Below are 24,965 nucleotides of genomic sequence, written 5' to 3' on the forward strand. Positions count from 1 at the left end.
ATGAGTCAATCCGCACCCACCCGCGAAGTCGCCCGACGCGTCTTCGCCCAAGAGTTCAACGACGCTGCATACACGTTCAAAGAGTCCGACGACGAGCGCGCGCCCGTCTACCTGTTGCTGCCCTCCGGCGCGCAGGCGAACCGCGTGTTCCTCGTCGGCACGCTGACCGAGAAGGAAGACGTCGGCGAAGACAACGAATACTGGCGGGGCCGCATCGTCGACCCCACCGGGACGTTCTTCGTCTACGCCGGGCAGTACCAGCCCGAAGCGGCGAGCACGCTCCGCGAACTCGACGCGCCGGCGTACGTCTCCATCGTCGGCAAACCGCGGACGTACGAGACCGACGACGGGACGGTGAACGTCTCGGTCCGCCCCGAGTCCATCAGCAAAGTCGACGCCGCGACGCGCGACCGCTGGGTCGTCGAGACCGCAGAGCGGACGCTCGAACGCGTCGAGCGGTTCGACGACGAGGGCAACGAGTACGGTCGGATGGCCCGCGAGCAGTACGAGCTCCCGGTCGACAGCTACCGACAGACCGCCATCGCCGCGCTCCAGAGCCTCGAGACGACCGACGAGCTCGAAGCCGAAGCGTAGTCGCCGAATCGACTGACATCGCAAGCGACACACCACCGGCTGCGCTCCGGACCGAACGCGCGCACGCATTCCCCCAGCGCACCCGGTTCGGAGCCGCGGTCGTAACGCGGTGGCCTGGTCGGACTGGAAACTGACGACGAAGTCGCACGGAGAGCGGCGGCTACCGAGAGAATCGACGACAGAACGCCGCCCGGCACGGCGCGAGCGGAAACGCGTCGGGTGTTGCAGCACCCGGACGCCGGGCATCCCAACCACGGAAAGCCCAGTGAGCACTGATAGCCCACTCTCACAAGAAGCTACGGAATCGGAGCACAGAGAGAGAAACGTCACCGGACCGCACCGCGCCTACGACGACCACGGCCGCCTCGACCACCGCTACTGGCGGTGCGAACGCTGCGGGTTCGAGAGCGTCGACCCGCGCCTTCGCGACGGCTGTTTCCGTTGCGGTTCGGACGTCGAGAGGGAGGGAGGCGGCGATGCCGACTGACCGCGACTCGCCGAGCGCCGACTGGCGACGAGTGTACGCGGAGATGGGCGTCGACTCGAATACCGACGACGAGGAGGAACAACGTCTCGACGAGGAGCGAATCGACGCCTACGCGGACGAAGCGAGCGCCGACAGCGCGGACGACACCAGCACCGAAGACGGAGACGAAGCTCCGCGACGCGAACACGGAGACGGGCGGTCGCGTCGAGAGAGTCACGCCTGACCTCGCGCTGTTACCCTCATTCGTCGTGACTCGCGAGCGAACTGTCCCCCGGCCCCGTCACTGATGCGCCAGGCGACCGTACCCTCCACAGTCGCCATGCAGACGCCACCAGCCACGCCCGTCGTCAGTTCGCCCGCGCCCGACGAGTACGCGACCGTGGTCGATGCCATCGACGTGGGTGCCGACCCCGACGGCCAAACGCCGTTCGACGTCGCACCGCACCTCGACGACGACACGCTCGTTCGATTTTCGCCCGGGACGTACTTATTCGAACCGCTCCGAGCAGAAGGTCTTTCGAACGCGGCGCTGTACGCGCCCGACGGCGCGACACTCGTCTCGAACGGTACGGGCCTCCACGACGCCATCCACCTCCGCAACGCCAGCGACGTGCACGTCGAGGGGTTCGACCTCGAACAGCGACCCGACGACCCCGCGCGGACGAAACTCGTCGTCGACGGCGGGACGAACAGCCTCCGCGACTACCGCGTCGTCGGTCCCTACAACCCGAACGACTACTCGGGGGAGGGCCGGTCCGGAAACCGGAGCCGAAATCAGGCGGTGCTTCTCGAATGCGCCGGCGAGTCAACCGAGTTGCTCGTCGAACGCGTCGACCTGTGCGACGGCGGAATGGCGTCGGCCCTCTTCGTCGACCCGACGCTCGAAGCGAGCGACGATTTCCGGCCCGGTGGGACCGTGGCGTTCGTCGACTGTTGCGTCGAGGGGTGGACCGAGGGTCTCTACGCCAGCGCCCACGCCGGACCGCTCGTCGTCCGCGGCGGACGGTACGCCAACAGCAACGTCGTACAGGTTCGGACGGGTGGCCCGAACGCGCTGGTCGAGAACGTGGACGTGGCGCTGGACGACCTCGCAGCGGTTCCCACCGAGCGGACGACGCGCGGAATCTGGGCGCGCGAAGGCGAGTGCACCCGCGTCGTCGACTGCGACGTCGTCGTCGCCGAGTCGTTCGGCGTCGTCGAAAGCGACGTCGAATCGGGCAGCAAATCGGACGAGGTGCCGAGCGTATCGGGCGCAATCGTCCACGGCGCGAAGGCGGGATGCCTCCGCATAGAAGAGACGAGCATCGTCGTCGACGCCGACGGTGTAAACGCGGTGCGGTCGCTCGCAGCGAAGGGCGATCCGTTCTACGCGCCGTCGATGGTCGAACACGGGGAGACGGTCGACCCGACGACGCTCGACCGGCGACTCGAACTCCTCGACGCGACGATTCGCGGCGACGCCGACGGCGTCGGAACGTACGGCCGGATGGCGGTCGACGTCCGAAACCGCCGACACGACTCGACGGTTCGAGAGTGTGAGATTCGACAGTCGGGGCGCGAGCGCGACGGCGTGCGCGTCGTCGCCGCCGACCGGGTCAGCGTCGTCGATTCCATCGTCGACGTGACTGGCGTGCAGTTCGACGTGGACGAGCGGAGCGCGGAGACGTTCGTGCGGTCGGGAGTGAGCGACGGCAGCGGTTCAGACACGGTATCTCGAACGTGACGTACAGGCGATGGAACTGATTACTCGTCTGACGAATGATTAAGTACCACGAGGTCCCAAATCCAGAATATGGGCAACAAAAACAAGACTATCTCGTTCCGCGTCAACGAGGACGCGTTCGAGACGCTCCGCGAGATCGCCGAGGAGCGGGACATCTCGCTGTCGGCGGTGTTTCGCGACTACGTGGACACGCTCGTTGCCCACGACGGTCAGGTACGAGTCGTCCCCGAAGACGAGTTAGAACGGAGTTACGACGACGGCGCAACGGGGTTCCCGCCGACCGTCGAGGTTCCGAAAAGTTTCATCCGCGAGCACGAGCGCCTCGAACTGGAGACCGAACACCTCCGCGAGCAACTGGAGGAGCACAAGCGCTACGTCAACTACCTCCGCGAGCAACTCGAAGAACTCGACGGCGACGACGAGGACGTCATTCAACTCGAGGAGTTGGACGGCGAACGCGACGACCAGCCGTTCCGTCTGGGCTGACGGTCGTTCTCCTCCGGTTCCGTCGTTACCGCGTCAGCGACTGCTTCGCTTCGGCAGACTTCTGTTGCATCTCCCGGTTGCCGTCGACGGCGGCGAGCGATTCGACCGCTTCGAGCGTCCGCACCGACTGGTCGAGAAACGAGAGCACGTCGCCGGGGTAGGCGTACAGCATATAGTCGTCGGTCATCACGTCGACGATGGCGTCGGGACCGAGACCCTGCGCGCGGAGGTCCAGCAGGTAGCTGACGAACTTGCGCTCGGGGTGGCCGCAGTACGGGTTGGTGTCGCAGTCGCAGTCGAGGAAATCCTGCGCGAAGTCCAGCACCCGCTCGCGAGTCGCCTCGTCGAGTTTTTCGAGACCGTCGCCCGTGTAGAGCACGTCCAGCGTCGCGCCCTTGAACGCGCCCTTCGGGATGCTCGTCTCCAGTTGAGAGGCGATCTGACGGTGGTTCTTCAGATAGATTTTGTCCGTGATGGCCACTGTTGAACGGTGATAGACGGGTCGGCCCCAAAAGCGTCTCGCCTCTCCACTCTGCTGGTCGCAATTCATTGAACGGCGAGCGGTGGTCGCGCGGCCGTGAGCGTGTGCCCTGTCGCCGGATAGCGAATGCACAGTAAGTCGTAACGTATTTGAATCGCAGAAGAGTACGATTGGATGTGTCCGGGTTGGGGTAGTGGACCATCCTTCAGCCTTGTGGAGGCTGAGACGCGGGTTCGATTCTCGCACCTGGACCTGTTTTTCTATTGATAATTTGTGGGCCTATAACCATCGTTAAGCAGATCTACACCAACGTCTGAAACTTGTGAACTTTACAATAGATTGATAGAACCTTCTCATTGGGGCGATTTACTATTTCAGAGATGCTTGGGCGTCGGTCGCTATGAATCGAACACGGGATCTTCCACACCGATGAGTGACCACAGTTCGTCTCGGGTGATCTTCCCGAAGTCGGCTTTCCGGTGACAGCGAATACAGAGCGAAATCACGTTTTCGAGGAAGTGAGCGTCCTCTTTTTGATGTTCACCCGAGTTGGTGAACCACCGAACAGGGACAATGTGGTGGACATCCGGTTTTCGATCGAGTTCATCGCGCGTACTGCCACACCGAGACTGTATGTTTAGAAAAGCTGAATTCCCGGGGTTCTGTTGAAACTCTCAATCAGGGATAGGTTGGCGAGGCCGTGCTGAATACAGAGAATCTATTCAGCACTGCGGTCCCGACAGCGGTATCTTTAGCAGAAATACATATGAAAAGAGATGTTTGGGTAAACCTCGGAACGAGGGAGTAACCTGCCGTCTCCTGGAATCTAGTCCAAAGTGGAGCCTGACGCGGTCGGTACACACTGAACTTATCCACTTTGATGGCTACCATTATTTGTATGAGCGATCAGGCAGGGAGTGCTGGAGATAGATTCTGGGGGGACGCTGCCGATGAGCGCGCGCTTGATCGCTACGCCGCGCTCGTCAACATGGTCAACGACGGTATTTACCAGCTTGACGCCGAGGGGCGGTTCGTGGCGGTCAACGACACCATCGTTGAATTGGCCGGCTACTCCCGGGAGGAACTCCTCGACGAACAGGCGTCACTTATGCTCGACGACGAGGACGTACATCGCATCCAGAGCGAGATCTATCGGCGTCTCACTCACGGCGACCGCGGGGACGACCCCATCGAGTTCACGGCCCAGACGGCCGAGGGCGACTCGATATCGTGCGAGCTGGAGCTGCACCTACTCGTTGAGGACGGCACGTTCGAGGGGACCATCGGGGTCGTACGCGACATCACCTGCCAGAGACAGACGCAGCGAAAACTCCGCCGGTGCAAGCGCGAACTCCAGCAGAAAGAGCGCCAGTACGAGGCCGTCTTCGAGGACCCGAATATCCTCGTGGGTCTGTTAGAGTCGGACGGAACAGTGTTGGACATCAACCAGACGGCCATGGAGTATATTGAGGCTGATCTTGAGGCGGTAATAGGCGAGTCGTTCTGGGAGACGCCCTGGTGGGGCGATGACGACGGGATTCAGGACGACGTCTGCGAGTGGACCGGGCGGGCGTCCGCCGGCGAGTACGTCGACTTTGAGGCCGATCTTACCCGCCCGGACGGTGAGCCGTACACACTCAGTGGCTACTTCCGGCCGGTCACCAACGACGACGGTGAGGTCGTCTCTATCATCGTCTCCGATCGGGACATCACCGACCGCAAGCGCCGCGAACGCGAACTTAAGGAGTCCGAGCGCCGCTACCGAACGCTCACCAACGACGTCCTCGACACCTCCGACGTCGGCACGTTCATCCTTGATTCGAACTTCGAGGTCGTCTGGATTAACCAGGCCACAGAGCAGTACTTCGGGCTCGACCGTGAGGCGGTCGTCGGCCGAGACAAGCGCCGGCTCATCGAGGAGGAGATTGCCCCGATCTTAGAGGCGCCCGATCGCTTCACCGAGCGGGTGACCGCAACCTACGACGATAACACCTACACCGAGGAGTTCGAGTGTCACGTCCTCGGGGACGACGCACGCGAGGAGCGATGGCTCAACCACTGGAGTCAGCCCATCGAGTCGGGCCTCTACGCCGGCGGCCGCATCGAGCACTACACCAACATCACTGAGCAGATCAAACGCGAGCGCGAACTCGAACGGGCGCTCGACCTGCTCGAGCACACCAAGCGCATCGCGGACGTCGGCGGCTGGGAGATCGACCCGGAGACCCAGGAGGTATTCTGGACCGAGCACCTCTTTGAGGTCCTCGAGGTGGACGCGGACGAGGAACCGCCGCTGGACGAGGCCCTCGCCGTCTACCACGAGGACGACCGGTCGGTCGTCGAGGACGCCGTCCAGAAAGCGCTCGACTCGGGCGACCCCTTCGACGTCGAGGCTCGGTTCCAGACCTCCAGCGATGAGGTACGCTGGCTCCGGGTTCAGGGGGCCCCGACCACCGTCGACGGCGACGTCGTCTCCCTCCGCGGGGCGGCCCAGGACGTTACCGACCGCAAACAGCGCGAGCGGCGGCTTGAAGAGCTGATCGACCGGTTAGAGGAGTCCAATGAGCGGCTCGAACAGTTCGCGTACGCGGCCTCACACGACCTACGGGAGCCCCTGCGGATGATTTCGAGCTACCTGCAGTTACTTGAGCGTCGGTACGCTGACGTCCTCGACGAGGACGGCGAGGAGTTCATCGAGTTCGCCGTCGACGGTGCCGAGCGGATGAAGGCGATGATAGAGGGCCTGCTCGAGTACTCTCGCGTCGACACGAGAGGCGACCCCTTCGAGCCCGTGGAGCTGGATGCCGTCGTTGCGGACGTCTGCGATGATCTCCAGGTTCGGATTAAGGAGACCGACGCCGAAATCACTACTGACTCACTACCTCGCATCGACGGTGACGAGGAGCAGTTGCGCCAAGTGTTCCAGAACCTGCTGGACAATGCCATCGAGTACAGTGGCGATGAACCTCCCAGGGTGTATATTTCGGCCGACCGACAGGGTGCTGAGTGGGTCGTCTCGGTCAGCGATGAGGGAATCGGTATCGAGCCGGATGACACCGACCGCGTTTTCGAGGTGTTCCAGAGCCTTCACACCACCGACGACCATGCAGGGTCGGGGATCGGGCTTGCGTTGTGCCAGCGCATCGTTGAGCGCCACGGTGGCGACATCTGGGTCGACTCCGAGCCTGGCGAGGGGACGACGTTCTCGCTTACACTCCCTGCGGCGAGTGAACACGAGAGGTAGACTACCTATCCCAACCCATTTTTCTGATCTGGTGATACCGCACGGAATCATGAGTACGTACGCTGAATTCAGCACAACATTTCTATCACGTTCTGGAGGGTTTCAACCGAGTCGTTTCTAGGGGATAGGAGAGATAACTCCCGAAGACAGGAGAGATTCGTACTGTAATGTCGGATGTGCGTAACTGAGTCTCATAATCGGCTTCGAGTAGTCTCTGGACACAGGCGTCCTTCTAGGGCGGTCAGCGTTCGCCAGCGAAGGTTCATAATCGGGGAAACTCCCCGCAAGAAGAGCAGTAGAGGTCTGCGGTGATTCGCTAGGAACGATAGATGAAGATCGAACGAGGGGTTTGGTGTGGTTGACGAACGGTTGCGTGTCCGTTACCCTCCGTCGGTCGGAATGGGGCGTCGTAGATGAGAGAGAAACACCGGTAGTTGCGCCTCGGAGACAGTACAAAACCGAGAGACCGGAACCGATTATGAACGTTCGACTCGTGATTTACTCGGGCGCCGAGACGCAGTTCCCAAGAGAGTACCCTTGTCGAAGCAGCGTATTCACACTGTTTCAGTCGAATTTGGCTCACCTCCGGAGACGACGAGGCGTTCATAATCGGGTTCCCACAGCGTCTAAGACGTATTTACCGGAATTCAACTCCGATCATGAATACTTGCGAAGTCCCTGAGAGTAGGTAGAGCGATTCAAGCCTTCTCTCCGGTCTCGAAGCCGATTATGAGTAAACGTTGGGTATCTGATAAACGCCCTAACAACTATTTCTGGAATTGCTCACAAGTACGCACGTTAGCTAAGCAAACCACGTACGCTCTCGTCAGTCGTTCGCCTGAATTTCGTAGGGTCGGCGGAACACTTGCGTCGGGAATCAGGGTTCGACGCAGCTCAACACCAGAGACCGAAGCGTCGCACTCGGGCACCCCTTCGAGTGGGGAGAGTCATCGAATCGAGCGAGAGCTAATACCCGCCCGCGTCGTCGAAACAGCGCCCACACCGCGACGCGTCGCCCTCGTCGACGGCGTCCGCTACATCGACGGAGACCGTCGACTCGGCGGAGACGTGAAACAGCGCGCCACAGGCAGCGAGTCTGTGAGTTTGGTCGGTGGACTTGTGAACGGTCTTCGTCTGTTCGTTGAGCACTCCGCGCATAGTCTTTAGCGAGGGGATGTAGACAGTAAAAGGCAGTACCAACTCACTACGGTGAAGTGGCGTACGAGAGACACGTTTGGTGGCGAATGCCCCACCAGAGGTTACGCGCTCGTCTGTCTCGCCACCACTGCGTAGAACGGGTCCCGTCCCGCTTCGGTCTCCGGAACCACCCGAATCTCGTCGAACTCGCCGGCCGCCTCGAAGTACCGTCGAACTAACGCTGCCCGTTCGTCCATCGACGCCGTCCGCCACGCACGAATCGCTTTCCGGACGAACATCCGATTCGAGAAGGAGACGACGCAGACGCCGCCGGGACGGAGTACGCGCCGAATCTCGTCGAACACGGTACCCGGATACTGGAGATACTGGACGGAGACAGCAATCAGTACCGCGTCGACGGATGCGTTCTCCATCGGAAGCGAAGGGGTCTCGTTGAGATCGCTCACGAAAAACTCGTCGAGCCGCGGATTTTCGGCCAACTCCGCTCGGTTGAGACCGTGGCCGACGACGCGTTCGTACTCGACGTCGTCGGGGAGATGCGACACCCAACTGCTCATCAGGTCGAGGACGACGCCGTCGGGTCGGAGTGTTTCCCAATACAGTTCCGTCAGTGTCGTCCGAAACGCCGCGTCGACGTGATGGACGAATCTGGGCGAGTCGTAAAACCGGGTGTCGTCGCCGGCGTCGAGTTTCGAGCGCTCGGTCGGAGAGAGGAGGGTTGGCGCGTCCGCTTCGACCCGCGTCTCGGAGCCGTCGGTCACCTCAGAGTGACTCCGGTGGGTTCGAGGAGCGAAGCGAGCGAATCGCTTCGGAAGAGCCGCTAGTCTGGATGATGTCGAACGCCGTCATGAGGTCCGTCCGCGAGACGATGCCGACGATCTCGCCGTTGGCGTCGATGACGGGGAGTCGGCCGACGCCGCGCTCTTGCATCGTCTGCAGTGCCTCCATCGCGTCGAGGTCGGGCGTGACGCTCGCGATGTCGCGCGACATCACGTCCTCGACGCGGTAGGCGTCGCGTTCGACCTCGTTGACCGACCGGGCGTCGTTCAGCGTCACCATGCCGACGAGGCGACCGTCGCGCATCACCGGGTAGCCGGTGTGTCGCTCGCTGAACATCCGGTTCATCAGTTCGGCGATGCTGGTGTCCTTGTCGACGGTGTGAAGGTCCTCCTTGCCGGTCATGATGTCCCGGACGGTCACGTCCTGGAACGCCGCCTTCATGACGGTCTGTTGGGCCTCGCTGGAGGCGCCGATGTAGATGAAGAAGGCGAGCGCGACGAGCCAGAGGTTCGCGAACAGGCCGAAGATGCCGAGCAACAGCGCGAACCCTTTGCCGACTTCGGCCGCGATTTTGGTCGCTCGGGCGTACGACCGGTCGCGGGCCAGTAGCGCCCGGAGGACACGGCCGCCGTCCATCGGAAAGCCCGGGAGCATGTTGAACACCGCGAGCAGGATGTTCGTCAACGCGAGATAGCCGAGAACGAACTTGAGGGCGTCGAAACTCGACGGGAGGGCGAAAAACGCGAGGTACGAGAGGACGCCGAGGGCGACGCTGACGACAGGACCGGCGAGGGCGACGTTGAGTTCCTGCTTCCAGTTTTCGGGCATCTCGGTGAACCGGGCGACGCCGCCGAACAGCCACAGCGTGATGGATTCGATCTCGAAGCCGTAGCGGAGCGCGACGAGCGAGTGGCCGAACTCGTGGAGGAGAACGCAGGCGAACAGACCGATGGCGGCGGCGCTGCCGAGAATCCACGGCATCACGCCCGTCGTCAGCGCATCGGAGTCGAGCGACGACCCGAACAGATCGTTGACCGTCCCCGCGAGCGATCCGACGTCGAGACCGATGAGATAGGCGAAAAGCGGCAGCACCAACAGGAACGTGAAATCTAATCGGATGGGGATGCCGAAGGCGCTACCGATTCGAATACCTCGCATACCCCGAGTTAGGAACCGGGCCTTCTTAAACTCGGGCGTGGTTCGACGGTGGCGTTCGGTTACGGAGACCCACCGTCGCCTCGTCGGTCTCTCGCGTTCGTCGGCCTCTCACGCTCGTCGGTGCCGAACGCGGGAGCAACGTTTACGCCCCGGAAGTCGTAGACGTGAGTATGGAATCCAGCGAATCCCGAGACGGCGGTGCGGTCGTCAAACGCGAGTCGGACATCGAGTACAAATCGGTCGGCGCGGCCGACGGGATGCGGAAAGGCGTGCTCCTGAGCGACGCCGACGGCGCGCCACACTTCGCGATTCGGCGCTTCACCCTCAACCCCGGAGCGTCGGTGCCGAAGCACACTAACGAAGTCGAACACGAGCAGTACGTCCTCGACGGCGAGTACACCGTCGGCGTCGGCGACGAGGAGTACGAGGTGTCCGCGGGCGACTCGCTTCTCATTCCTGCGGGCGTCGTCCACTGGTACCGAAACGAGGGCGAGGAGGCAGGCGCGTTCCTCTGTGCGGTGCCGAACGGCGACGACAGCATCGAACTCGTCGAGGAGTAGCCGAGTAGCCGAGAGTCGAGTCGTCGAGAACCAAGACAGAGTCATTCCGGAGCCGGCGGCCGGATCGAGCGTTGCTTCGGGGTCGTCGCTCCCGAGAGTCGAATCCCTGAAATACCTCGTTCTCGTACCACGCGACGTGTCTCAGCAGGTCGCCCAGGTCGACACGCTGTTCCTCCACGAGAGCGGCGGCCGCGACGACTACACCGTCGTCGCCACCCGCGACGGCGAGCGCCTCTTCCGGGGGCGGCTCGACCTCAAGGAGACGAACGCCGGACCCCGCCCCGGGAAGTTCCGTATCGTCAACGGCTCCAGCGAGGAGCCGCGTAGCCCCGACCAGTTCGTCGAACTGGCCCGCCGAGCGTTGCGCATCCGCATCTCCCAACAGACCTCGCGGAGTGGCCGGAGCGAGCTACAGGAGATGCTCGACGGCTACCAACTCGACGCACTCGTCGTCCGGACCTGTCGGTTCTGCGCCTCCGGCGGTCGCTACTCGCCCATCACCGATGAGACGGCCATCAAGATGGACAAGGAGTACATCTGTCCCGACTGCGCGATTCGCGAACTGGAGCGCGAACTCTCGTTCAAAGGTAACCTGACGGCGGCGGCGCAGGACCGCCTCGAAGAGCTGCTGTTGGACGTTCAGGACCTCGATCGCATCACGAACCTGCTGCAAGGGAATCTCGACCCCGACCTGACGAAGTTCGACGAGATAAGCGCCACCGTCGAGGACGTCGACCCGGTGCCGACGAGCAGTCTCGACCTGCACCCGAAGCTGCAAGGGATGACCGAAGAGCGGTTCGACAACCTCCTGCCGGTCCAGAGCCTCTCGGTCAAAAACGGTCTGCTCGACGGGCAGGACCAACTCGTCGTGAGCGCGACGGCGACGGGGAAGACGCTCGTCGGCGAACTCGCCGGGCTGAACCGCGTGCTGGAGGGCAAAGGGAAACTGCTGTTTCTCGTCCCGCTCGTCGCGCTGGCGAACCAGAAGTACGAGGACTTCCAGGAGCGCTACGGCCACCTCGCGAACGTCACCATCCGCGTCGGCGCGTCGCGAATCAACGACGACGGCAACCGCTTCGACCCGAACGCCGATATCATCGTCGGCACGTACGAGGGTATCGACCACGCGCTGCGGACGGGAAAGGACCTCGGCGACATCGGCAGCGTCGTCATCGACGAGGTCCATACCTTGAAAGAAGACGAACGCGGCCACCGCCTCGACGGTCTCATCTCGCGGCTGAAGTATTACTGTGAGGACCGCGCGGAGCGACGGGAGAAGTACGAAGGCGCACAGTGGATCTACCTCTCTGCGACCGTCGGCAACCCCGAGTGGCTGGCACGGCGACTCGAGGCGACGCTCATCGAGTTCGAGGAGCGACCCGTCCCAATCGAGCGCCACCTCACCTTCGCTAACGGCCAGGAGAAGGTCAGAATCGAGAACAAACTCGTGCGCCGTGAGTTCGACACCAAATCCTCGAAGGGGTACCGCGGCCAGACCATCATCTTCACTAATTCGCGGCGGCGCTGTCACGAGATATCGCGGAAACTTGAGTACGACGCTGCGCCGTACCACGCCGGGCTCGATTACAGGCGGCGAAAGAAAGTCGAGCGGATGTTCGCCAACCAGGATCTGGCGGCCGTCGTTACGACGGCGGCGCTGGCGGCGGGCGTCGACTTCCCCGCCTCGCAGGTCGTCTTCGACTCGCTGGCGATGGGTATCGAGTGGCTCTCCGTACAGGAATTCAGCCAGATGCTCGGCCGCGCGGGGCGACCGGACTACCACGACAAGGGGAAGGTGTACATGCTGGTCGAACCCGACGCCGCCTACCACGGGTCGATGGAGATGAGCGAGGACGAAGTCGCGTTCATGCTCCTGAAAGGCGAGATGGAGGACGTCTCGACACTGTACGACGAGTCCGCCGCCGTCGAGGAGACGCTGGCGAACATCACAGTCGCGGGCAAGCGCGCTAAGCGACTGAACGACCGAATGCTCGGCGAGATTCCGACGAAACACGCCGTCGGCAAGCTGTTGGAGTGGAACTTCATCGACGGCTTCGAGCCCACGCCGCTGGGCCGAGCGATCACGCGACATTTCCTCGCACCCGACGAGGCGTTCCGCATCCTCGACGGAGTGCGAAACGGTCTCGATCCGTATGCCATCGTCGCGGAGATGGAACTGGCCGACGACGACTACTGAATCCGAGACGGTTGCCGAGTCTGACGACAACTACTGAGGCCGAGACGAGTACCGAGTCCGACGACCGACTCTCGCCGAGCGGTCGACCGCCGACCGCTGGGTAGCCGACTCGACACCGCCGCAGTCGCCGCGCCGTCTTGCGGATGCCGCACTCTTTTGCCGGGGGAGAGCGTCTGGCCGCCCGTGGCAGCGATAACACCGGGGGTCGTCTTCGTCTCTCTCGTCATCCTCGCCGCGCTCGTTCTTTTCGCGACGGAGCCGGTGCCGGTCGACATCACCGCGCTCGGGGTGATGGTGACGCTGATGCTCGTGCAACCGGTGACGGAGACGCTTGCGTCGGTCGGGCTGCTCGCCGCGCCGATTCGGATGATCTCGGTCGACCAGGGGCTGTCGGGGTTTGCGAGCCAAGCGACGCTCACCGTGTTGGCGATGTTCATCCTCAGCGAGGGCGTCCAGCGAACCGGCGTCGTGCAGATACTCGGCGCGAAGATCGCGGCGGTCACCCGTGAGAGCGAGAGTCGCCAACTGGGTGCTGTCATCGGTGTCGTCGCACCGATTTCGGGTTTTATCAACAACACGGCGGCCGTCGCGATTTTACTGCCGATGGTGACCGACCTCGCCGAGCGGGGGCGGAGTTCGCCGTCGAAACTGCTGTTGCCGCTATCGTACGCGTCGATGTTCGGCGGGACGCTCACGCTCATCGGCACCTCCACTAACATCCTCGCCAGCGACATCTTCGACCGCCTCGGTTACGAGCCGTTTTCGATGTTTGAGTTCACGGGGCTGGGTATCGTGGTGGCGCTCGTCGGGACGGCGTACCTGCTCACGATCGGCCGGTATCTTACGCCGGCGCGAATCAGACCGCAGTCGGACCTCACCGAGGAGTTCGAGATGGGCGAGTATCTCACCGAGGTGCTGGTCCGAGAGGACTCCCCGCTCGTCGGCCAGCGCGTCCAAGACGCGCTCGTCGAGACCGCGCTCGACGTCGACTTGCTGCAACTGATTCGAGGCGGCGACGTGTTCCTCGAACCGCTCGGGCCGAAGGAGATACAGGGCGGCGACGTGTTCGCCGTCCGGACCGACCGCGACACGCTCGTCGAACTGCTGGACGTCGAGGGGCTCGACTTGGTCCCGGTGCGCGTCGACGAGGAGACGCTCGAAGCCGGCGGTTCCGGACAGAATCTCGTGGAAGTCGTCGTCGCGCCGCGGTCGGCGCTCGTCGGTGAGTCGCTCTCGTCTCTCGGGTTTCGGCAGCGCTACGACGCCACCGTGTTGGCACTGCGTCGCGGCGGCGAACTCATCCGCCGACGGATGGACGACGTGGCGCTACAGGTCGGCGACACACTGCTCGTGCAGGCGTCGACCGGGAGCATCGAGCGTCTCGACCGCAACCGCGACTTCATCGTCGCCCAAGAGATAGAGCGCCACGACTTCCGCGAGTCGAAGATTCCCGTCGCCGTCGGCATCGTCGCGCTCGTCGTCGCCGTCGCAGCGATCGACTTCGTCCCCATCGTCGTCTCGGCGCTGGCGGGCGCGCTGGCGATGATAGCGACGCGGTGTCTGAAGCCGAGCGAGATCTACGAAGCCGTGCAGTGGGACGTCATCTTCCTGCTCGCGGGGGTCATCCCGCTCGGCATCGCGATGCAGGAAACGGGAGCTGACCAGTTGCTCGCCGACACCGTCGTCGCCAGCGCCACGGCGCTGCCCATGCTGGGGGTCCTCGCGCTGTTCTACGTCGTGACGGCGCTGCTGACGAACGTCATCTCGAACAACGCGAGCGTCGTACTCATGGTGCCGGTGGCAGTCGAGGCAGCGACCCAAATTGGGGCGAACCCGCTTTCGTTCGTCATCGCGGTCACGTTCGCGGCGTCGACGGCGTTCATGACGCCCGTCGGCTACCAGACGAACCTGTTCGTCTACGGTCCCGGCGGCTACAAGTTCACCGACTACGTCCGCGTCGGCGCGCCGCTGCAGTTGTTGTTCGCCGTCGTTACGACGCTCGGTATCACGGTGTTTTTCCCTATCACAGGGTGAGGGCCACGGAACGAAACGCTTTACACTGGATGTCGATTTAGTACTGACGCGGGACCGTGGGTTAGCCTGGTATACTTCGGGCCTTGGGTGCCCGTGACCCCGGTTCAAATCCGGGCGGTCCCACTTCTGACGCGAGTCACACTCGGAGCACCACCGAGCGTCAGCGAGGCGTGTGCGGCAGATTCCGACTCGCGTCAAGGGGTCTACGGGATTTGAACCCGACGAGACCAAACGAAGTGATGGCTCAGCACGGTTCACAATCCGGGCGGTCCCATCGCACCTTTTTACTTCGTCGGATCGCGCTATGCGCGACCGCTCTCCGCGGGGAAGCGAGACGACCCAGTCGTCTCGCCATCCTCGTAAAAATCTGGACCAAAGAGGGCCGCGACTCGCTTCCCTCGTCGCGGTACTGCTTGCTTGGTGACTCAGTGCCCGCCACCGGTTTGTGCACCCACTTTGTACTCTGGGCTGATGTCGTCCCACGCGACGCGGCCGACTTCGACGATTCGGTCGGGTCGAAGCGCCGGTGCGCGCAACACGTTCGCGCCGATATCGGTGGGCGGATACAGCGTCGCCCCGCCAATCTCCTCGGGTGGGGTGATGGGTTCTGTGCCCGGTCCGGTCGGAGCGCCGCAGACGATTCGAATGACCATGCCGAGGAACTCGTGTGGTAGGCACATCAGATCGTACACGCCCTCGTGTTCGAACGTGTAGAGGAAGTACGTCTCCGGCCAGAGGACCGGCGACGAAATCACCGGCTCGGCCCGTGGCGTGCGGAGTTTGTACCCGAAGACCGGGTGATACGACGACACCGTGTGAATCTCTCGTTCGACGGTGAACCGAACCGTCTCTCCCGGTTGGATGAACAGGCCGGTCGGGTCGAAGAACCACTCGCCCTGCGTGAACGTCTCCGAGGGGGCGCGAATCGTCAAGACGACTTCGTGGTCGGGGTCGACGGGCGGACTCTTGCTGGCGAGGTCAGCGTATCCGAAACCCGGTCGAACGGGGGACGAATCGCCTTCAGTCGATTGGGCGAAGGCGGAGTCGCTCGTCGCTGCAAACACGGTTCCAGCACCCAAGAGTTTCATCAGAGTGCGTCGGTTCACCGGAGACAGATGATACGCTGTCCGCTCGTCTCCGTCGTGTGATTCCTGCGTATCGTGGGAGAACGGTAGCTGACTGATGGATGATGTCATCAAGTATCTGATATGGGTGGGAACGGAGATATTCGTTTCTGCACTCTGTCATGAGGGTCCGATTTCCGCTACAGTAGGGGCCGTCGTACTGTCAACCGACACGGAGGCGACCACCGATTCCACGCCGCGATTCAGTCCGGCGATGGTCTCGTAGTTGTCCGGTTTTTCCGGCGCACTGGTAGCTCTCTTCCGGTCGAGTGTCGACCAAGAGATACTCGCCTTCGCCGTCGTCCTGCTTTTCGGCTAATCCGTAGGCGGTAATCTGGGTGAACATAAGCGTGTGGTTGTGTTCCGTCTTGTAACTACTGGGCAGTATCTCTACGTCGGCGGAGGCCGCGGAGAGCGGCACTACTTTCGCTCCAAGGCGATACTTCTTACACGGGGAGGGTCTAACCGTGTGTCAATGGCGCAGGCATCGAATCAGGAGTTGACCGAGCGGTTCATCCAGTTCTACCGCAACTACTATCGAGACCGCATCGGCCAGCTCGCCCAGAACTACCCCAACGAGCAACGCTCGCTCTTCATCGACTACGACGACCTCTACACGTTCGACCCGGATCTCGCCGACGACTACCTGTCGCACCCAGAGCAGATGCAGGAGTACGCCGAGGAAGCCCTCCGCCTCTACGACCTCCCCGCGGACGTGAGCCTCGGACAGGCGCACGTTCGCCTCGAGAATCTGCCCGAGAGCATCCCGATTCGCGGCATCCGCGTCCACGACGACCACGTCGGCAAGATGGTGAGCGTGCAGGGAATCGTCCGGAAGGCGACCGACGTCCGACCGAAAGTGACGCAGGCGGCCTTCGAGTGCCAGCGCTGCGGCACGATGACGCACATCCCGCAGTCGGACGGCAGTTTCCAGGAACCGCACGAGTGCCAGGGCTGTGAACGCCAAGGCCCCTTCAGAGTGAACTTCGACCAGTCGGAGTTCATCGACTCCCAGAAGCTCCGCGTCCAGGAGAGTCCCGAGGGACTCCGCGGCGGCGAGACGCCTCAGAGCATCGACATTAACGTCGAAGACGACATCACCGGGAGGGTAACTGCGGGCGACCACGTCACCATGGCGGGCGTTCTCCACATCGAACAGATGAAGAACGGTCAGGAGAAGTCGCCCATCTTCGACCTCTACATGGACGGCGTATCGGTGACCATCGAAGACGAGGAGTTCGAAGATATGGACATCACCGAGGAGGACAAGGAGAAAATCGTCGAACTCTCGTCGCACCCGAACATCTACGACGAGATGGTCGCCTCCGTCGCGCCCGCCATCTACGGCTACGAGAAGGAGAAGCTCGCGATGATTCTCCAACTGTTCTCGGGCGTCACGAAGCATCTACCCGACGGCTCCCGCATCCGCGGCGACCTCCACATGCTCCTGATAGGGGACCCTGGTACTGGCAAATCGCAGATGCTTTCATATATTCAAAATATTGCACCAAGGTCAGTCTACACCTCCGGCAAAGGGTCGTCCTCAGCGGGTCTCACTGCCGCCGCCGTCCGCGACGACTTCGGCGACGGCCAGCAGTGGACACTCGAAGCGGGCGCGCTCGTGCTGGCGGACAAAGGCATCGCGGCGGTGGACGAACTGGACAAGATGCGGCCGGAGGACCGCTCCGCGATGCACGAGGCGCTCGAACAGCAGAAGATCTCGGTGTCGAAGGCGGGCATCAACGCGACGCTCAAATCCCGATGTTCGCTGCTCGGCGCAGCGAACCCCAAGTACGGCCGGTTCGACCAGTACGAACCCATCGGCGAGCAGATAAACCTCGAGCCGGCGCTCATCTCCCGGTTCGACCTCATCTTCACCGTCACCGACCAACCCGACCCCGAGCACGACGGCAAACTGGCCGACCACATCCTACAGACGAACTACGCGGGGGAGTTGAACACCCAGCGGACGAACCTCACCACCTCGAACTTCACCCAGCAGGAAGTCGACGACGTGACCCAAGAGGTCGCCCCCGAAATCGACGCGGACCTGCTCCGAAAGTACATCGCCTACTCGAAGCGCAACTGCTTCCCGACGATGACCGACGTGGCGATGGCGACGATTCGGGAGTTCTACGTCAACCTCCGGGCGAAAGGGGCCGACGAGGACGCGCCCGTCCCGGTCACCGCCAGAAAACTGGAGGCGCTCGTACGCCTCGCGGAGGCGAGCGCGCGCATCCGCCTCTCCGACACCGTCGACGAGGAGGACGCAGACCGGGCGGTCGAACTCGCGCGTTCGACCCTCCAAGATATCGGCGTCGACCCCGAGACGGGACAGTTCGACGCCGACGTGGTCGAAACGGGGCAGTCGAAGACCCAGCGCGACCGGAAGATGAACCTCCGCAAACTCATCAGCGACATCGAGGGCGAGTACGACGGCGGCGCGCCGGTGGAGGTCATCCTCGAAGAGGCCGAGGAGAAACTCGGCATCAGCGAGCAGAAAGCCGAGAAGGAGATAGAGGGCCTCAAACGGAAGGGCGAACTGTACGAACCGACGCAGGGGCACCTCAGAACGACGTAAGGTGACATCCTCCCCACCGTAAACGGCGGGGCTTCCCCTATGAAAGGAATCCGGCCCGACCGCGTGAGGCGCACGACGGTGAGAACGGCTCGCGAATGCGTCACTGATGCGCAAACACTTTAGTCACACGAACAGATAAGTAACCTGAGTAACCATATCGAGGACGACTGTTGTGACAAGAGACGAAACGACGATGGAGACGGTGTTCGACGAGGCGTCGAGTGTCCTCCTTCTGTCTCCGTCGCTCGACGAGGGCGAGAGCGAGGCCTGCATCGACCTGCTGCAGCCGGACGACGCCGAGAAGAACGCGCTCTGGGTGTCATACACAAAGTCGCCCGACGCGCAACTGCGTCGATGGCGAAAACACAGCGAGCGGCGTCCGGCGAACGTGGGCGTCGTCAGCGTCGGCGACTCGATGCGGTCGGTGAGTGCGGCGAAAGCGTCGGCGGCGAGCGACGCACCCGGACGAGCAGGGACCGAAAACGGACTCGACCCGGGCATCGAAACCGTCGCCAATCCGAACGACCTCACCGGACTCGGCATCAGCATCACCGAACATCTGAACCGGTGGCAGGACAACTACGCGCGAACCGTCGTCTGCGTCGACTCGCTGACGGCGATGCTGCAGTACGTCGAACTCCAGACTGCCTACGAGTTCCTCCACGTCCTCATCGGTCGACTGTACGCTGCCGACGCCGTCGCGCACTTCCACATGGACCCCGGTGCGCACGACGATCAGACCGTCGAGAGCATCGTCTCGCTCTGCGACGCCGTCGTCGAACTCCGCGACGGCGAGCGACACATCAGGTGTCGCTAACTCCGAAGGTTTTAATTTTTAGTCGAATTACTCTGCTAAGCCCTCTGAGGTAGAGTCAAAACCACGAGAAGAGAGGGGATACCGCGCCACACAGTTTTCGTACACTGATTATGGCTGGTTTACCGGCACACCGTAGTCCGCTGAAGTAATTATACGCATGCTGTGTATACTGTGCACTACATAAAACGGAAGACAATCACTATTCGAGAGGATCAAGATCAGCGGATTGAGGACCAACACCTCAACCTCTCGTCGTTCGTCCGCGAGAAGTTGGACAAGCTTATCGAGAAGCGAGAGTAACAGATGTACTACGCCTACAAGTATCGACTCAAGCCGTCCAACTCTCACCGAAAAGAGATCGAGGAGTTAGCCGACGCGACGGCAGTCGAACTGACGCAGGAGACGAACGCGACGGTAACGAAGCGAAACGCGCTGGCGGAGACGATGAGCGACGTCAGCGAGTTCTTCTGAATCGGTCACTCGGTCAGTCGACGGAGCGACGACGGGAGGAAGCCGTCGACGCCGTCGAGAACTCCCTTCTCTTCGAATTCGAATTCGAGTCCGAGTTCAGTTGCGAGGACAGTCTCCGCGGCGTGAGCGATCGTCGGCGCGAACTCCTCGGACGCGTCGAGCGACGCCGGAACCGGCGCGTCCGTGTCGGGGGTGAACGCGTCCGCGCCCTCGAACCGCCCACGGGTAGTGAGCGTCGCGTGCGTCTCGATTCCAAGGTCGGCGAGTCTGTCGCGCAGGCGGCGGTTCGCCTCTACGCCCCGGTCAGTGCTCGGTGCGACGGTGACGACCCGCTGGGCGGCGTCGGCGGCGGCGATGGCCTGGTTGGCGGCGACCGGCGGCACGTCGAGGAGGACGTGGTCGAACGTCTCGCTGGCCTCGACGACGCGCGTCTCGAACCGGCGAGCGGCCTCGGCGGTCTTCGCACGGGCGAGACGCTCGAACGGCGCTCTGGCGGGAACGCAGGCGACGCGGCCTCCCACTCGGTCGGGGAGCGAGAACTCGACGAGTCCGGCGTCCAGCGGCGTCTCCGGTTCGACCAAAAGCGTCGTCATGTCGATGTCGAGTCGGCCGTTGAGGTAGTCGGCCAACCCTTGCGTCGCGAACGCGGCGTCGAGTATCGCCACGTCGCGTCCGTCGTTCGCGAGCGTCGCCGCCAGTTCGAGCGTCGTCCGCGTCGTTCCCGCGCCGCCGGTCGCTCCGACGAGTGCAGCGCAGACCGTGTCAGACATACGCCAAGCTGGTGCTGTCATCCGGCTAAAAATCTACGATTTTTGAACTGATTTCGCGGTTGTATGTTCTCGGATCCCCCTCGTCTGCGGGGCGTCGCTTCGTAAACGAGGACTTGCGCTCACTCGGCGATGTCGGCGGCGATGGCGTCAAGTTCGGCGTCCGAGAGGTCGGGGCGTTCGCCCGCGACGGCGTGAATCGGACCGCCGCCGTCGCCCTCGAAGCGCGGGACGAGGTGGACGTGGACGTGCGGCACCTCCTGCCCGGCGGCGCTGCCGTCGTTGATGCCGACGGTAACCGCGTCGGCGTCGACGGCCGACTCGACTCGCGGCGTAAGTTCGTGGACCGCCGCGAACACGTCGGCGGCGGCGCCCGCCGAGAGGTCGTCGAGGCGCTCGGCGTGCGCTTTCGGGATGACAAGGGTGTGTCCCGACGCCAGCGGATTGGCGTCGAGGAACGCCAGCACAGAGTCGGTCTCGTAGACGGTGCGTCCAGGTATTTCGCCCGCGACGATTTTACAGAAGATACAGTCGTCGGCCATGGTGTGAGCGTCTCTCGCCGTCGGCAAGAAAGTTCGGACGGGGACGACAGTAGGCGAGCGGGCGTCGGACGACTCAGGGGAGGTGCGCGGCGATAGCCTCGCGATACCTCTCCGGCGTGTAACCCAACCGCGAGAGCCACACCTCCTGGTACGAGGGGTGCAGAAGCGGGAGGACGCGAACCTCTAGCGTTCGGGAGTCGAACGGCTCCAGCACCCGGTCGAGGAAGCCGCCGAGTATCTCTCCGTCGAACGCGAGCAGCGTCGCAGTCGCGTGTTTCCCGGTCGTGACCACGAGGTCGGGGGAGACCTGTCCGAGTTCGGTTTCGAGGTGTGTTCGGCAGCTCCGGCGCTCCTCGCGCGTCGGTTCGCGGTTCGACCCGTCGTCGCCCTCCGGAAAGCAGTTCACCGCGTTCGTGTAGTACGTCCGATCGGCGTAGCCGAGCGACTCGAACAACGAGCGGACGCGGCGACCGGAGTGCCTCGACGTGTACGCGAAGCCGGTGTGGTTGCCGCCCTTCCACGTCTCGGCGTCGGGGTCACCCGCACCGGGCGCTTCGCCGACGACCACGACGTCGGCGTCTACGGGTCCGTTCCCCCACGAGATGCAGGTGCGCGACTCGACGAGCGCCGGACAGCGCGAACACCCCGGTTCGAGCACGTTCTTTTCGCACTCGTCGGGGTGGTCGGGCATCGCTACTCCGTCAGCGGGAGGACGACGCCGAAGAGGAGCGGAGCGAGGAGGGCGACGGCGATGCCGAGAATCTCCATGTCGAGAAACAGCGTGTTCTGCCACCCCGGGAGCGTCCCGAACGCGGCGTGTCCGACGAGTTCGGCGAGCGCACCCGCCGCGAACAGAGTGACGCCGAGGAGGAAGGCGGATTTGGTCAATCGCGGGTAGTCGATGTTGCCGTAACGGCCGGTCATACACCCGCTCCACGAGCGACCAGAAAAACGGTTTCGCTCTCGCCTCCGCCTCCGAGAACGAAAGAGTGAGGTGGAAGAGAAACAGAGGGAGGGGATATGCTCGAATCGGTCCTCGAACTGCTGCCGGAGTTCTTCTCGGTCCTGTTCTTCGCCAGCGGCGCCGCCGTCCTCTCGACGGCCGGCGTCTACATTGAACAGCTCGCGTTCGAAACGATGGCTGCCGGAGACACCACACTAGCGCTTTGGCTCGCCGTCATCGGTCTGATGGCGTTCTACTTCGGCCCGTATCTGATGGGGTTCACCGAAGCGCTCCCCCGCGGGCGGCGACTGCTCGCACGTCTCGGCGAATAGTCTCGGAACTCAGAGCGCGTCGGCGACGACGGACGCGGCGCTGACGGCGCTCACCTCTCGTTCGACCGTGTCGGTACCGTACACTGCTTCGATTCCCGCAGCGGCGAGCTTCGTCCGTGCGTTGCCCGCGAGCACCGGGTGAACGCAGGTGGCGAAGACATCGTTCGCACCCCGGTCGGCGAGCGCGCCGACCGCCTCGCTCATCGTCGACCCGGTGGCGATGATGTCGTCGACGACGACTACGTCGCGGTTTTCGACCGACGCGTCGCTCGGTTCGACGCTCACGTCGCCGGTGTCGTAGTCGCGAGTCTTCTCGAAGTAGTCGGTGTCGCCCGCGCCGTAGACGTCGCGGACGCACTCGGCGAGGTCCTCAGCGCTCTCGTCCGGACCCAAAAACAGCGGGTCGTCGAGGGTCTCAGGCAGTGGATCGGCGAGCAGCGGCGAGGCGTCGACCGTCTCGCAGGGAACGTCGAAAAAGTCCGCGACGCGCTTCTCGTGCGGCGTCACGAACACGACGCGGTCGGTGCCGGAACTGATTGCACGGGCGACGGCGCGCGCCGAAATCGGTTGGCCGGTCTTGAACGCGCTGTCCTGTCGGCTGTACCCCATGTACGGGAGGACGGTGACGACCTCCTCTGCGCCCGCCTCGCGCGCGGCGTCCTGTAACTGGAGCAGTTCGAGGTGGGCGTCCGAGGAGGTGGTTGCGCAGACGACGACGGCACGGTCGTCGTCGAACTCGGGAATCGACGCGAGCAGTTCGCCGTCGGGGAAGTGGTCGTACTCCGCGACGGCCAGCGGCTCGCCCGTCTCGGCGGCGAGGGCGGCCGACAGCGCCTGTGAGGTGGAACCGGAAACGATCATGGTTGCGTCTCCTCGCCCCGCCCTAAACCCGTTTTCGTTACCGTTGCACCGCCGCGGTCGACCGACTACCGTCCGCCGTCTTCCGTCACTCCTCGACGACTCGCACGCCGACGCCCGCGATGCCGTCGAGACCGAGCGTCTGCGAGCGCCAGCCGTCGCCCGCGTCCAGCAGCAGTGTCCCCGACTCGGTGACAGCGTACGTCGCCGGGCCGTGGGTAACGTCGACGACCGGTCCGTCGACGGGCACGTCCACGCCCTCCCACCCGTCGTCCGTGCGGGAGAAGACGCGGCCGTCGCCGACGGCGTGGGCGCGTCGGCCGTCGCTGGCGACAGCGCGGAACGATCCCGAGAGCGCGTCCATCCAGCCGTTTCCGAGCGCGTACAGCCCCGAACCCGTCGCCGCCAGCGGGACGCCCGCCGTCGACACGTCGCGCGCGTCGTTTAGGCCGACGTGCGAGAGACCGTCGGCGTCGACGTGGTGGACGCCGTCGGCGGCCGCGACGAGCGGTCCGTCTATCGCCCGCGGGTGTTCGACCTCGCCGAGGTCCGTCCACGTCGTCGACTCGTCGGCGTCTACGGGACGACGCGCGACGCGGCCGGAGTCGGCGGCGGCGAGCAACGCGTCGCCGTCGAATCCGACGGCCACTGCCGACCCGAACCCCGTCGCATCGAACCCCTCGCCGTGGCCGTCGTCGAGGAGTACCGCCTCATCGGTGGCGACGACGATTCGACCGCCCTCGCCGGCGACGTCGAGTGCGGTACATCGGTGTTCGATGCCGAACCCGCCGATTCTGTCGTCGGAGACGTCGGCGACGACGACGCCGAGCGCCGTGGCGACGAACAGCTCCGTCTTGCCGGTTTTGTCGGCGTAGACCCGCTTTTCGTCGATTGTTGGCATACGTCCGTAATCGGCAGGGGGAAGCGAAAACGTTCCGTCTCGAAACTAGCAACTCGATTGCCGTTGAAAGGGCCTCCATTGAAGAATAGTTGAACCGTCAGGACAGTTGAGAATAGTAAGAGAATAGCACGCACTGTGTGGGTCGAGAGAACTCGCGGTCACACGGAACCAGATGTCTCAGAAAGTACTCCTCGTCTGCAAGCACTGCAACCGAGCGCTCCCCGGCGAGAAGCGCGACGACGGAACGCTGCGTCCGTACGGGGTGAAACGCTGTCCCAACTGCCAGCGCGCCGAGTTCGAGGTGCGGGGACTCGGCGACAGTTGACCGTCGGTTCGGTGCAGTCGACCGCTCCCGGCGCGGATTCAGAGGAACTCGCGGACGTCGGAGTACCACATGTCGTGGTGGTCGACGAGTTCGAGCGCGTCGGCGATGTCGACGGCGAGCGCGTGCCAGCACCGCTGGTCGGGGTCGTCGGGGTCGAGATTGTACGAACTGTCCTTGCAGGTACAGCTCCCCTCCTCGACGACGTACTCCTCGGCGTAGCCGACGACGACGGTGAAATCCCGGTAGCGCTTGACCCGACGCTCGGAGACAGCGTCGATGGCCTGCGTCGCGCGTGTCCCGTGCGCGGAGACGAGCGTCTCGACTACCGGCCGGGTGAGTTTGCCGGCCTCCGCGAGTGCGGCCTGCCAGTCGTCGTCGCCGTCGACGCCGTTCACGACGCCG

At 63.4% G+C, this 24,965-nt stretch carries 27 protein-coding genes and 2 tRNA genes; 16 read left to right on the top strand and 13 right to left on the bottom strand.

What is annotated here, in order from left to right; genetic code table 11:
* From LAQ58_RS13770 to LAQ58_RS13790, 5 genes are all read left to right on the top strand, one after another.
* Window positions 1-594 carry an RPA family protein gene (locus tag LAQ58_RS13770; RefSeq protein WP_224448019.1) on the top strand — a complete coding sequence of 198 codons (594 nt, stop codon included), beginning with the start codon at window positions 1-3 and terminating at the stop codon, window positions 592-594.
* Window positions 595-859: 265 nt separating this feature from the next.
* Window positions 860-1,081, top strand: a complete 222-nt coding sequence (locus LAQ58_RS13775; protein WP_224448020.1) for a DUF8118 domain-containing protein — start codon at window positions 860-862, stop codon at window positions 1,079-1,081.
* Window positions 1,071-1,304 carry a hypothetical protein gene (locus tag LAQ58_RS13780; protein WP_224448021.1) on the top strand — a complete coding sequence of 78 codons (234 nt, stop codon included), beginning with the start codon at window positions 1,071-1,073 and terminating at the stop codon, window positions 1,302-1,304. The genes LAQ58_RS13775 and LAQ58_RS13780 overlap by 11 nt, the downstream gene beginning before the upstream one ends.
* A 96-nt stretch (window positions 1,305-1,400) precedes the next feature.
* On the top strand, window positions 1,401-2,804 hold the full coding sequence (locus tag LAQ58_RS13785) for a hypothetical protein (protein ID WP_224448022.1): 1,404 nt from the start codon (window positions 1,401-1,403) through the stop codon (window positions 2,802-2,804).
* 69 nt (window positions 2,805-2,873) lie between these two features.
* A complete protein-coding gene (locus LAQ58_RS13790; protein ID WP_224448023.1) occupies window positions 2,874-3,290 on the top strand; it encodes a DUF8146 domain-containing protein in 417 nt (138 codons plus the stop codon).
* A gap of 25 nt (window positions 3,291-3,315) precedes the next feature.
* Here the strand turns inward: LAQ58_RS13790 and LAQ58_RS13795 are convergent, their stop codons facing one another.
* Window positions 3,316-3,771, bottom strand: coding sequence for a DUF5814 domain-containing protein (locus LAQ58_RS13795; protein ID WP_224448024.1), 456 nt, complete (start codon window positions 3,769-3,771; stop codon window positions 3,316-3,318).
* A gap of 179 nt (window positions 3,772-3,950) precedes the next feature.
* Between LAQ58_RS13795 and LAQ58_RS13800 the strand changes: the two genes are divergently transcribed.
* Window positions 3,951-4,023, top strand: a tRNA-His gene (locus LAQ58_RS13800).
* Window positions 4,024-4,169: 146 nt separating this feature from the next.
* Here LAQ58_RS13800 and LAQ58_RS19130 read toward each other — a convergent pair.
* Window positions 4,170-4,406: an HNH endonuclease gene (locus tag LAQ58_RS19130; protein ID WP_224450177.1), complete on the bottom strand. Its 237-nt coding sequence runs from the start codon at window positions 4,404-4,406 to the stop codon at window positions 4,170-4,172.
* Window positions 4,407-4,669: 263 nt separating this feature from the next.
* On the opposite strand from LAQ58_RS19130, the gene LAQ58_RS13810 reads away from it, so the two are divergent.
* Window positions 4,670-7,015 (top strand): PAS domain S-box protein, encoded by a 2,346-nt coding sequence (locus LAQ58_RS13810; protein ID WP_224448025.1) that lies wholly within the window; start codon window positions 4,670-4,672, stop codon window positions 7,013-7,015.
* Window positions 7,016-7,981: 966 nt separating this feature from the next.
* Here LAQ58_RS13810 and LAQ58_RS13815 read toward each other — a convergent pair.
* The 3 genes from LAQ58_RS13815 to LAQ58_RS13825 form a co-directional block, all read right to left on the bottom strand.
* On the bottom strand, window positions 7,982-8,173 hold the full coding sequence (locus LAQ58_RS13815) for a hypothetical protein (RefSeq protein WP_224448026.1): 192 nt from the start codon (window positions 8,171-8,173) through the stop codon (window positions 7,982-7,984).
* Window positions 8,174-8,274: 101 nt separating this feature from the next.
* Window positions 8,275-8,934: a methyltransferase domain-containing protein gene (locus LAQ58_RS13820; RefSeq protein ID WP_224448027.1), complete on the bottom strand. Its 660-nt coding sequence runs from the start codon at window positions 8,932-8,934 to the stop codon at window positions 8,275-8,277.
* A gap of 1 nt (window position 8,935) precedes the next feature.
* A complete protein-coding gene (locus tag LAQ58_RS13825) occupies window positions 8,936-10,111 on the bottom strand; it encodes a CBS domain-containing protein (RefSeq protein WP_224448028.1) in 1,176 nt (391 codons plus the stop codon).
* A gap of 170 nt (window positions 10,112-10,281) precedes the next feature.
* Between LAQ58_RS13825 and LAQ58_RS13830 the strand changes: the two genes are divergently transcribed.
* The 4 genes from LAQ58_RS13830 to LAQ58_RS13845 all read left to right on the top strand — a co-directional run bounded on the left by LAQ58_RS13830 (window position 10,282) and on the right by LAQ58_RS13845 (window position 15,025).
* Window positions 10,282-10,671: a cupin domain-containing protein gene (locus LAQ58_RS13830; protein ID WP_224448029.1), complete on the top strand. Its 390-nt coding sequence runs from the start codon at window positions 10,282-10,284 to the stop codon at window positions 10,669-10,671.
* Between the two features lie 136 nt (window positions 10,672-10,807).
* A complete protein-coding gene (locus tag LAQ58_RS13835; RefSeq protein WP_224448030.1) occupies window positions 10,808-12,868 on the top strand; it encodes a DEAD/DEAH box helicase in 2,061 nt (686 codons plus the stop codon).
* Between the two features lie 183 nt (window positions 12,869-13,051).
* Window positions 13,052-14,902, top strand: coding sequence for an SLC13 family permease (locus LAQ58_RS13840; protein ID WP_224448031.1), 1,851 nt, complete (start codon window positions 13,052-13,054; stop codon window positions 14,900-14,902).
* Window positions 14,903-14,952: 50 nt separating this feature from the next.
* Window positions 14,953-15,025: transfer RNA gene (locus LAQ58_RS13845), tRNA-Pro, on the top strand.
* A 302-nt stretch (window positions 15,026-15,327) separates the two neighbouring features.
* Here the strand turns inward: LAQ58_RS13845 and LAQ58_RS13850 are convergent.
* Window positions 15,328-15,990 (bottom strand): cupredoxin domain-containing protein, encoded by a 663-nt coding sequence (locus tag LAQ58_RS13850; RefSeq protein WP_224448032.1) that lies wholly within the window; start codon window positions 15,988-15,990, stop codon window positions 15,328-15,330.
* 511 nt (window positions 15,991-16,501) lie between these two features.
* On the opposite strand from LAQ58_RS13850, the gene LAQ58_RS13855 reads away from it, so the two are divergent.
* From LAQ58_RS13855 to LAQ58_RS13865, 3 genes are all read left to right on the top strand, one after another.
* The gene (locus tag LAQ58_RS13855) at window positions 16,502-18,607 is read left to right on the top strand and encodes a minichromosome maintenance protein MCM (protein WP_224448033.1); all 2,106 of its coding nucleotides are present in this window, start codon (window positions 16,502-16,504) and stop codon (window positions 18,605-18,607) included.
* A 172-nt stretch (window positions 18,608-18,779) separates the two neighbouring features.
* Entirely contained in the window at window positions 18,780-19,424 is a 645-nt protein-coding gene (locus LAQ58_RS13860; RefSeq protein WP_224448034.1) for a DUF7504 family protein, read from the top strand.
* 303 nt (window positions 19,425-19,727) lie between these two features.
* Window positions 19,728-19,895 carry a hypothetical protein gene (locus LAQ58_RS13865; RefSeq protein WP_224448035.1) on the top strand — a complete coding sequence of 56 codons (168 nt, stop codon included), beginning with the start codon at window positions 19,728-19,730 and terminating at the stop codon, window positions 19,893-19,895.
* Between the two features lie 5 nt (window positions 19,896-19,900).
* On the opposite strand, the gene LAQ58_RS13870 is transcribed toward LAQ58_RS13865, so the two are convergent.
* The 4 genes from LAQ58_RS13870 to LAQ58_RS13885 all read right to left on the bottom strand — a co-directional run bounded on the left by LAQ58_RS13870 (window position 19,901) and on the right by LAQ58_RS13885 (window position 22,128).
* Entirely contained in the window at window positions 19,901-20,665 is a 765-nt protein-coding gene (locus LAQ58_RS13870) for a P-loop NTPase family protein (RefSeq protein ID WP_224448036.1), read from the bottom strand.
* Window positions 20,666-20,784: 119 nt separating this feature from the next.
* On the bottom strand, window positions 20,785-21,204 hold the full coding sequence (locus LAQ58_RS13875) for an HIT family protein (protein WP_224448037.1): 420 nt from the start codon (window positions 21,202-21,204) through the stop codon (window positions 20,785-20,787).
* A gap of 73 nt (window positions 21,205-21,277) precedes the next feature.
* Window positions 21,278-21,895 carry a uracil-DNA glycosylase gene (locus LAQ58_RS13880; RefSeq protein WP_224448038.1) on the bottom strand — a complete coding sequence of 206 codons (618 nt, stop codon included), beginning with the start codon at window positions 21,893-21,895 and terminating at the stop codon, window positions 21,278-21,280.
* A gap of 2 nt (window positions 21,896-21,897) precedes the next feature.
* Entirely contained in the window at window positions 21,898-22,128 is a 231-nt protein-coding gene (locus LAQ58_RS13885) for a DUF7860 family protein (RefSeq protein WP_224448039.1), read from the bottom strand.
* 96 nt (window positions 22,129-22,224) lie between these two features.
* Between LAQ58_RS13885 and LAQ58_RS13890 the strand changes: the two genes are divergently transcribed.
* On the top strand, window positions 22,225-22,479 hold the full coding sequence (locus tag LAQ58_RS13890; RefSeq protein WP_224448040.1) for a DUF8151 family protein: 255 nt from the start codon (window positions 22,225-22,227) through the stop codon (window positions 22,477-22,479).
* Between the two features lie 9 nt (window positions 22,480-22,488).
* Here LAQ58_RS13890 and prs read toward each other — a convergent pair whose 3' ends face one another.
* Both prs and LAQ58_RS13900 read right to left on the bottom strand, forming a co-directional pair.
* Window positions 22,489-23,340 (bottom strand): ribose-phosphate diphosphokinase, encoded by an 852-nt coding sequence (gene prs, locus LAQ58_RS13895; RefSeq protein WP_224448041.1) that lies wholly within the window; start codon window positions 23,338-23,340, stop codon window positions 22,489-22,491.
* 85 nt (window positions 23,341-23,425) lie between these two features.
* Window positions 23,426-24,238, bottom strand: coding sequence for an HVO_0234 family beta-propeller protein (locus tag LAQ58_RS13900; protein ID WP_224448042.1), 813 nt, complete (start codon window positions 24,236-24,238; stop codon window positions 23,426-23,428).
* A gap of 172 nt (window positions 24,239-24,410) precedes the next feature.
* On the opposite strand from LAQ58_RS13900, the gene LAQ58_RS13905 reads away from it, so the two are divergent.
* Window positions 24,411-24,563 (top strand): hypothetical protein, encoded by a 153-nt coding sequence (locus LAQ58_RS13905; protein WP_224448043.1) that lies wholly within the window; start codon window positions 24,411-24,413, stop codon window positions 24,561-24,563.
* Between the two features lie 38 nt (window positions 24,564-24,601).
* Here LAQ58_RS13905 and LAQ58_RS13910 read toward each other — a convergent pair whose 3' ends face one another.
* On the bottom strand, window positions 24,602-24,958 hold the full coding sequence (locus LAQ58_RS13910; RefSeq protein WP_224448044.1) for a hypothetical protein: 357 nt from the start codon (window positions 24,956-24,958) through the stop codon (window positions 24,602-24,604).
* Between the last annotated feature and the right edge of the window lie 7 nt (window positions 24,959-24,965).

The sequence above is a fragment of the Haloprofundus salilacus genome (assembly GCF_020150815.1).
GTDB lineage: Archaea > Halobacteriota > Halobacteria > Halobacteriales > Haloferacaceae > Haloprofundus > Haloprofundus salilacus.

Coding starts and splice junctions, on each gene's coding strand:
- LAQ58_RS13770 (WP_224448019.1), top strand. CDS start 1: ATGAGTCAATCCGCACCCACCCGCGAAGTCGCCCGACGCGTCTTCGCC.
- LAQ58_RS13780 (WP_224448021.1), top strand. CDS start 1,071: ATGCCGACTGACCGCGACTCGCCGAGCGCCGACTGGCGACGAGTGTAC.
- LAQ58_RS13785 (WP_224448022.1), top strand. CDS start 1,401: ATGCAGACGCCACCAGCCACGCCCGTCGTCAGTTCGCCCGCGCCCGAC.
- LAQ58_RS13790 (WP_224448023.1), top strand. CDS start 2,874: ATGGGCAACAAAAACAAGACTATCTCGTTCCGCGTCAACGAGGACGCG.
- LAQ58_RS13810 (WP_224448025.1), top strand. CDS start 4,670: ATGAGCGATCAGGCAGGGAGTGCTGGAGATAGATTCTGGGGGGACGCT.
- LAQ58_RS13815 (WP_224448026.1), bottom strand. CDS start 8,173: ATGCGCGGAGTGCTCAACGAACAGACGAAGACCGTTCACAAGTCCACC.
- LAQ58_RS13825 (WP_224448028.1), bottom strand. CDS start 10,111: ATGCGAGGTATTCGAATCGGTAGCGCCTTCGGCATCCCCATCCGATTA.
- LAQ58_RS13830 (WP_224448029.1), top strand. CDS start 10,282: ATGGAATCCAGCGAATCCCGAGACGGCGGTGCGGTCGTCAAACGCGAG.
- LAQ58_RS13850 (WP_224448032.1), bottom strand. CDS start 15,990: ATGAAACTCTTGGGTGCTGGAACCGTGTTTGCAGCGACGAGCGACTCC.
- LAQ58_RS13855 (WP_224448033.1), top strand. CDS start 16,502: ATGGCGCAGGCATCGAATCAGGAGTTGACCGAGCGGTTCATCCAGTTC.
- LAQ58_RS13865 (WP_224448035.1), top strand. CDS start 19,728: ATGTACTACGCCTACAAGTATCGACTCAAGCCGTCCAACTCTCACCGA.
- LAQ58_RS13870 (WP_224448036.1), bottom strand. CDS start 20,665: ATGTCTGACACGGTCTGCGCTGCACTCGTCGGAGCGACCGGCGGCGCG.
- LAQ58_RS13875 (WP_224448037.1), bottom strand. CDS start 21,204: ATGGCCGACGACTGTATCTTCTGTAAAATCGTCGCGGGCGAAATACCT.
- LAQ58_RS13880 (WP_224448038.1), bottom strand. CDS start 21,895: ATGCCCGACCACCCCGACGAGTGCGAAAAGAACGTGCTCGAACCGGGG.
- LAQ58_RS13885 (WP_224448039.1), bottom strand. CDS start 22,128: ATGACCGGCCGTTACGGCAACATCGACTACCCGCGATTGACCAAATCC.
- LAQ58_RS13890 (WP_224448040.1), top strand. CDS start 22,225: ATGCTCGAATCGGTCCTCGAACTGCTGCCGGAGTTCTTCTCGGTCCTG.
- prs (WP_224448041.1), bottom strand. CDS start 23,340: ATGATCGTTTCCGGTTCCACCTCACAGGCGCTGTCGGCCGCCCTCGCC.
- LAQ58_RS13900 (WP_224448042.1), bottom strand. CDS start 24,238: ATGCCAACAATCGACGAAAAGCGGGTCTACGCCGACAAAACCGGCAAG.
- LAQ58_RS13905 (WP_224448043.1), top strand. CDS start 24,411: ATGTCTCAGAAAGTACTCCTCGTCTGCAAGCACTGCAACCGAGCGCTC.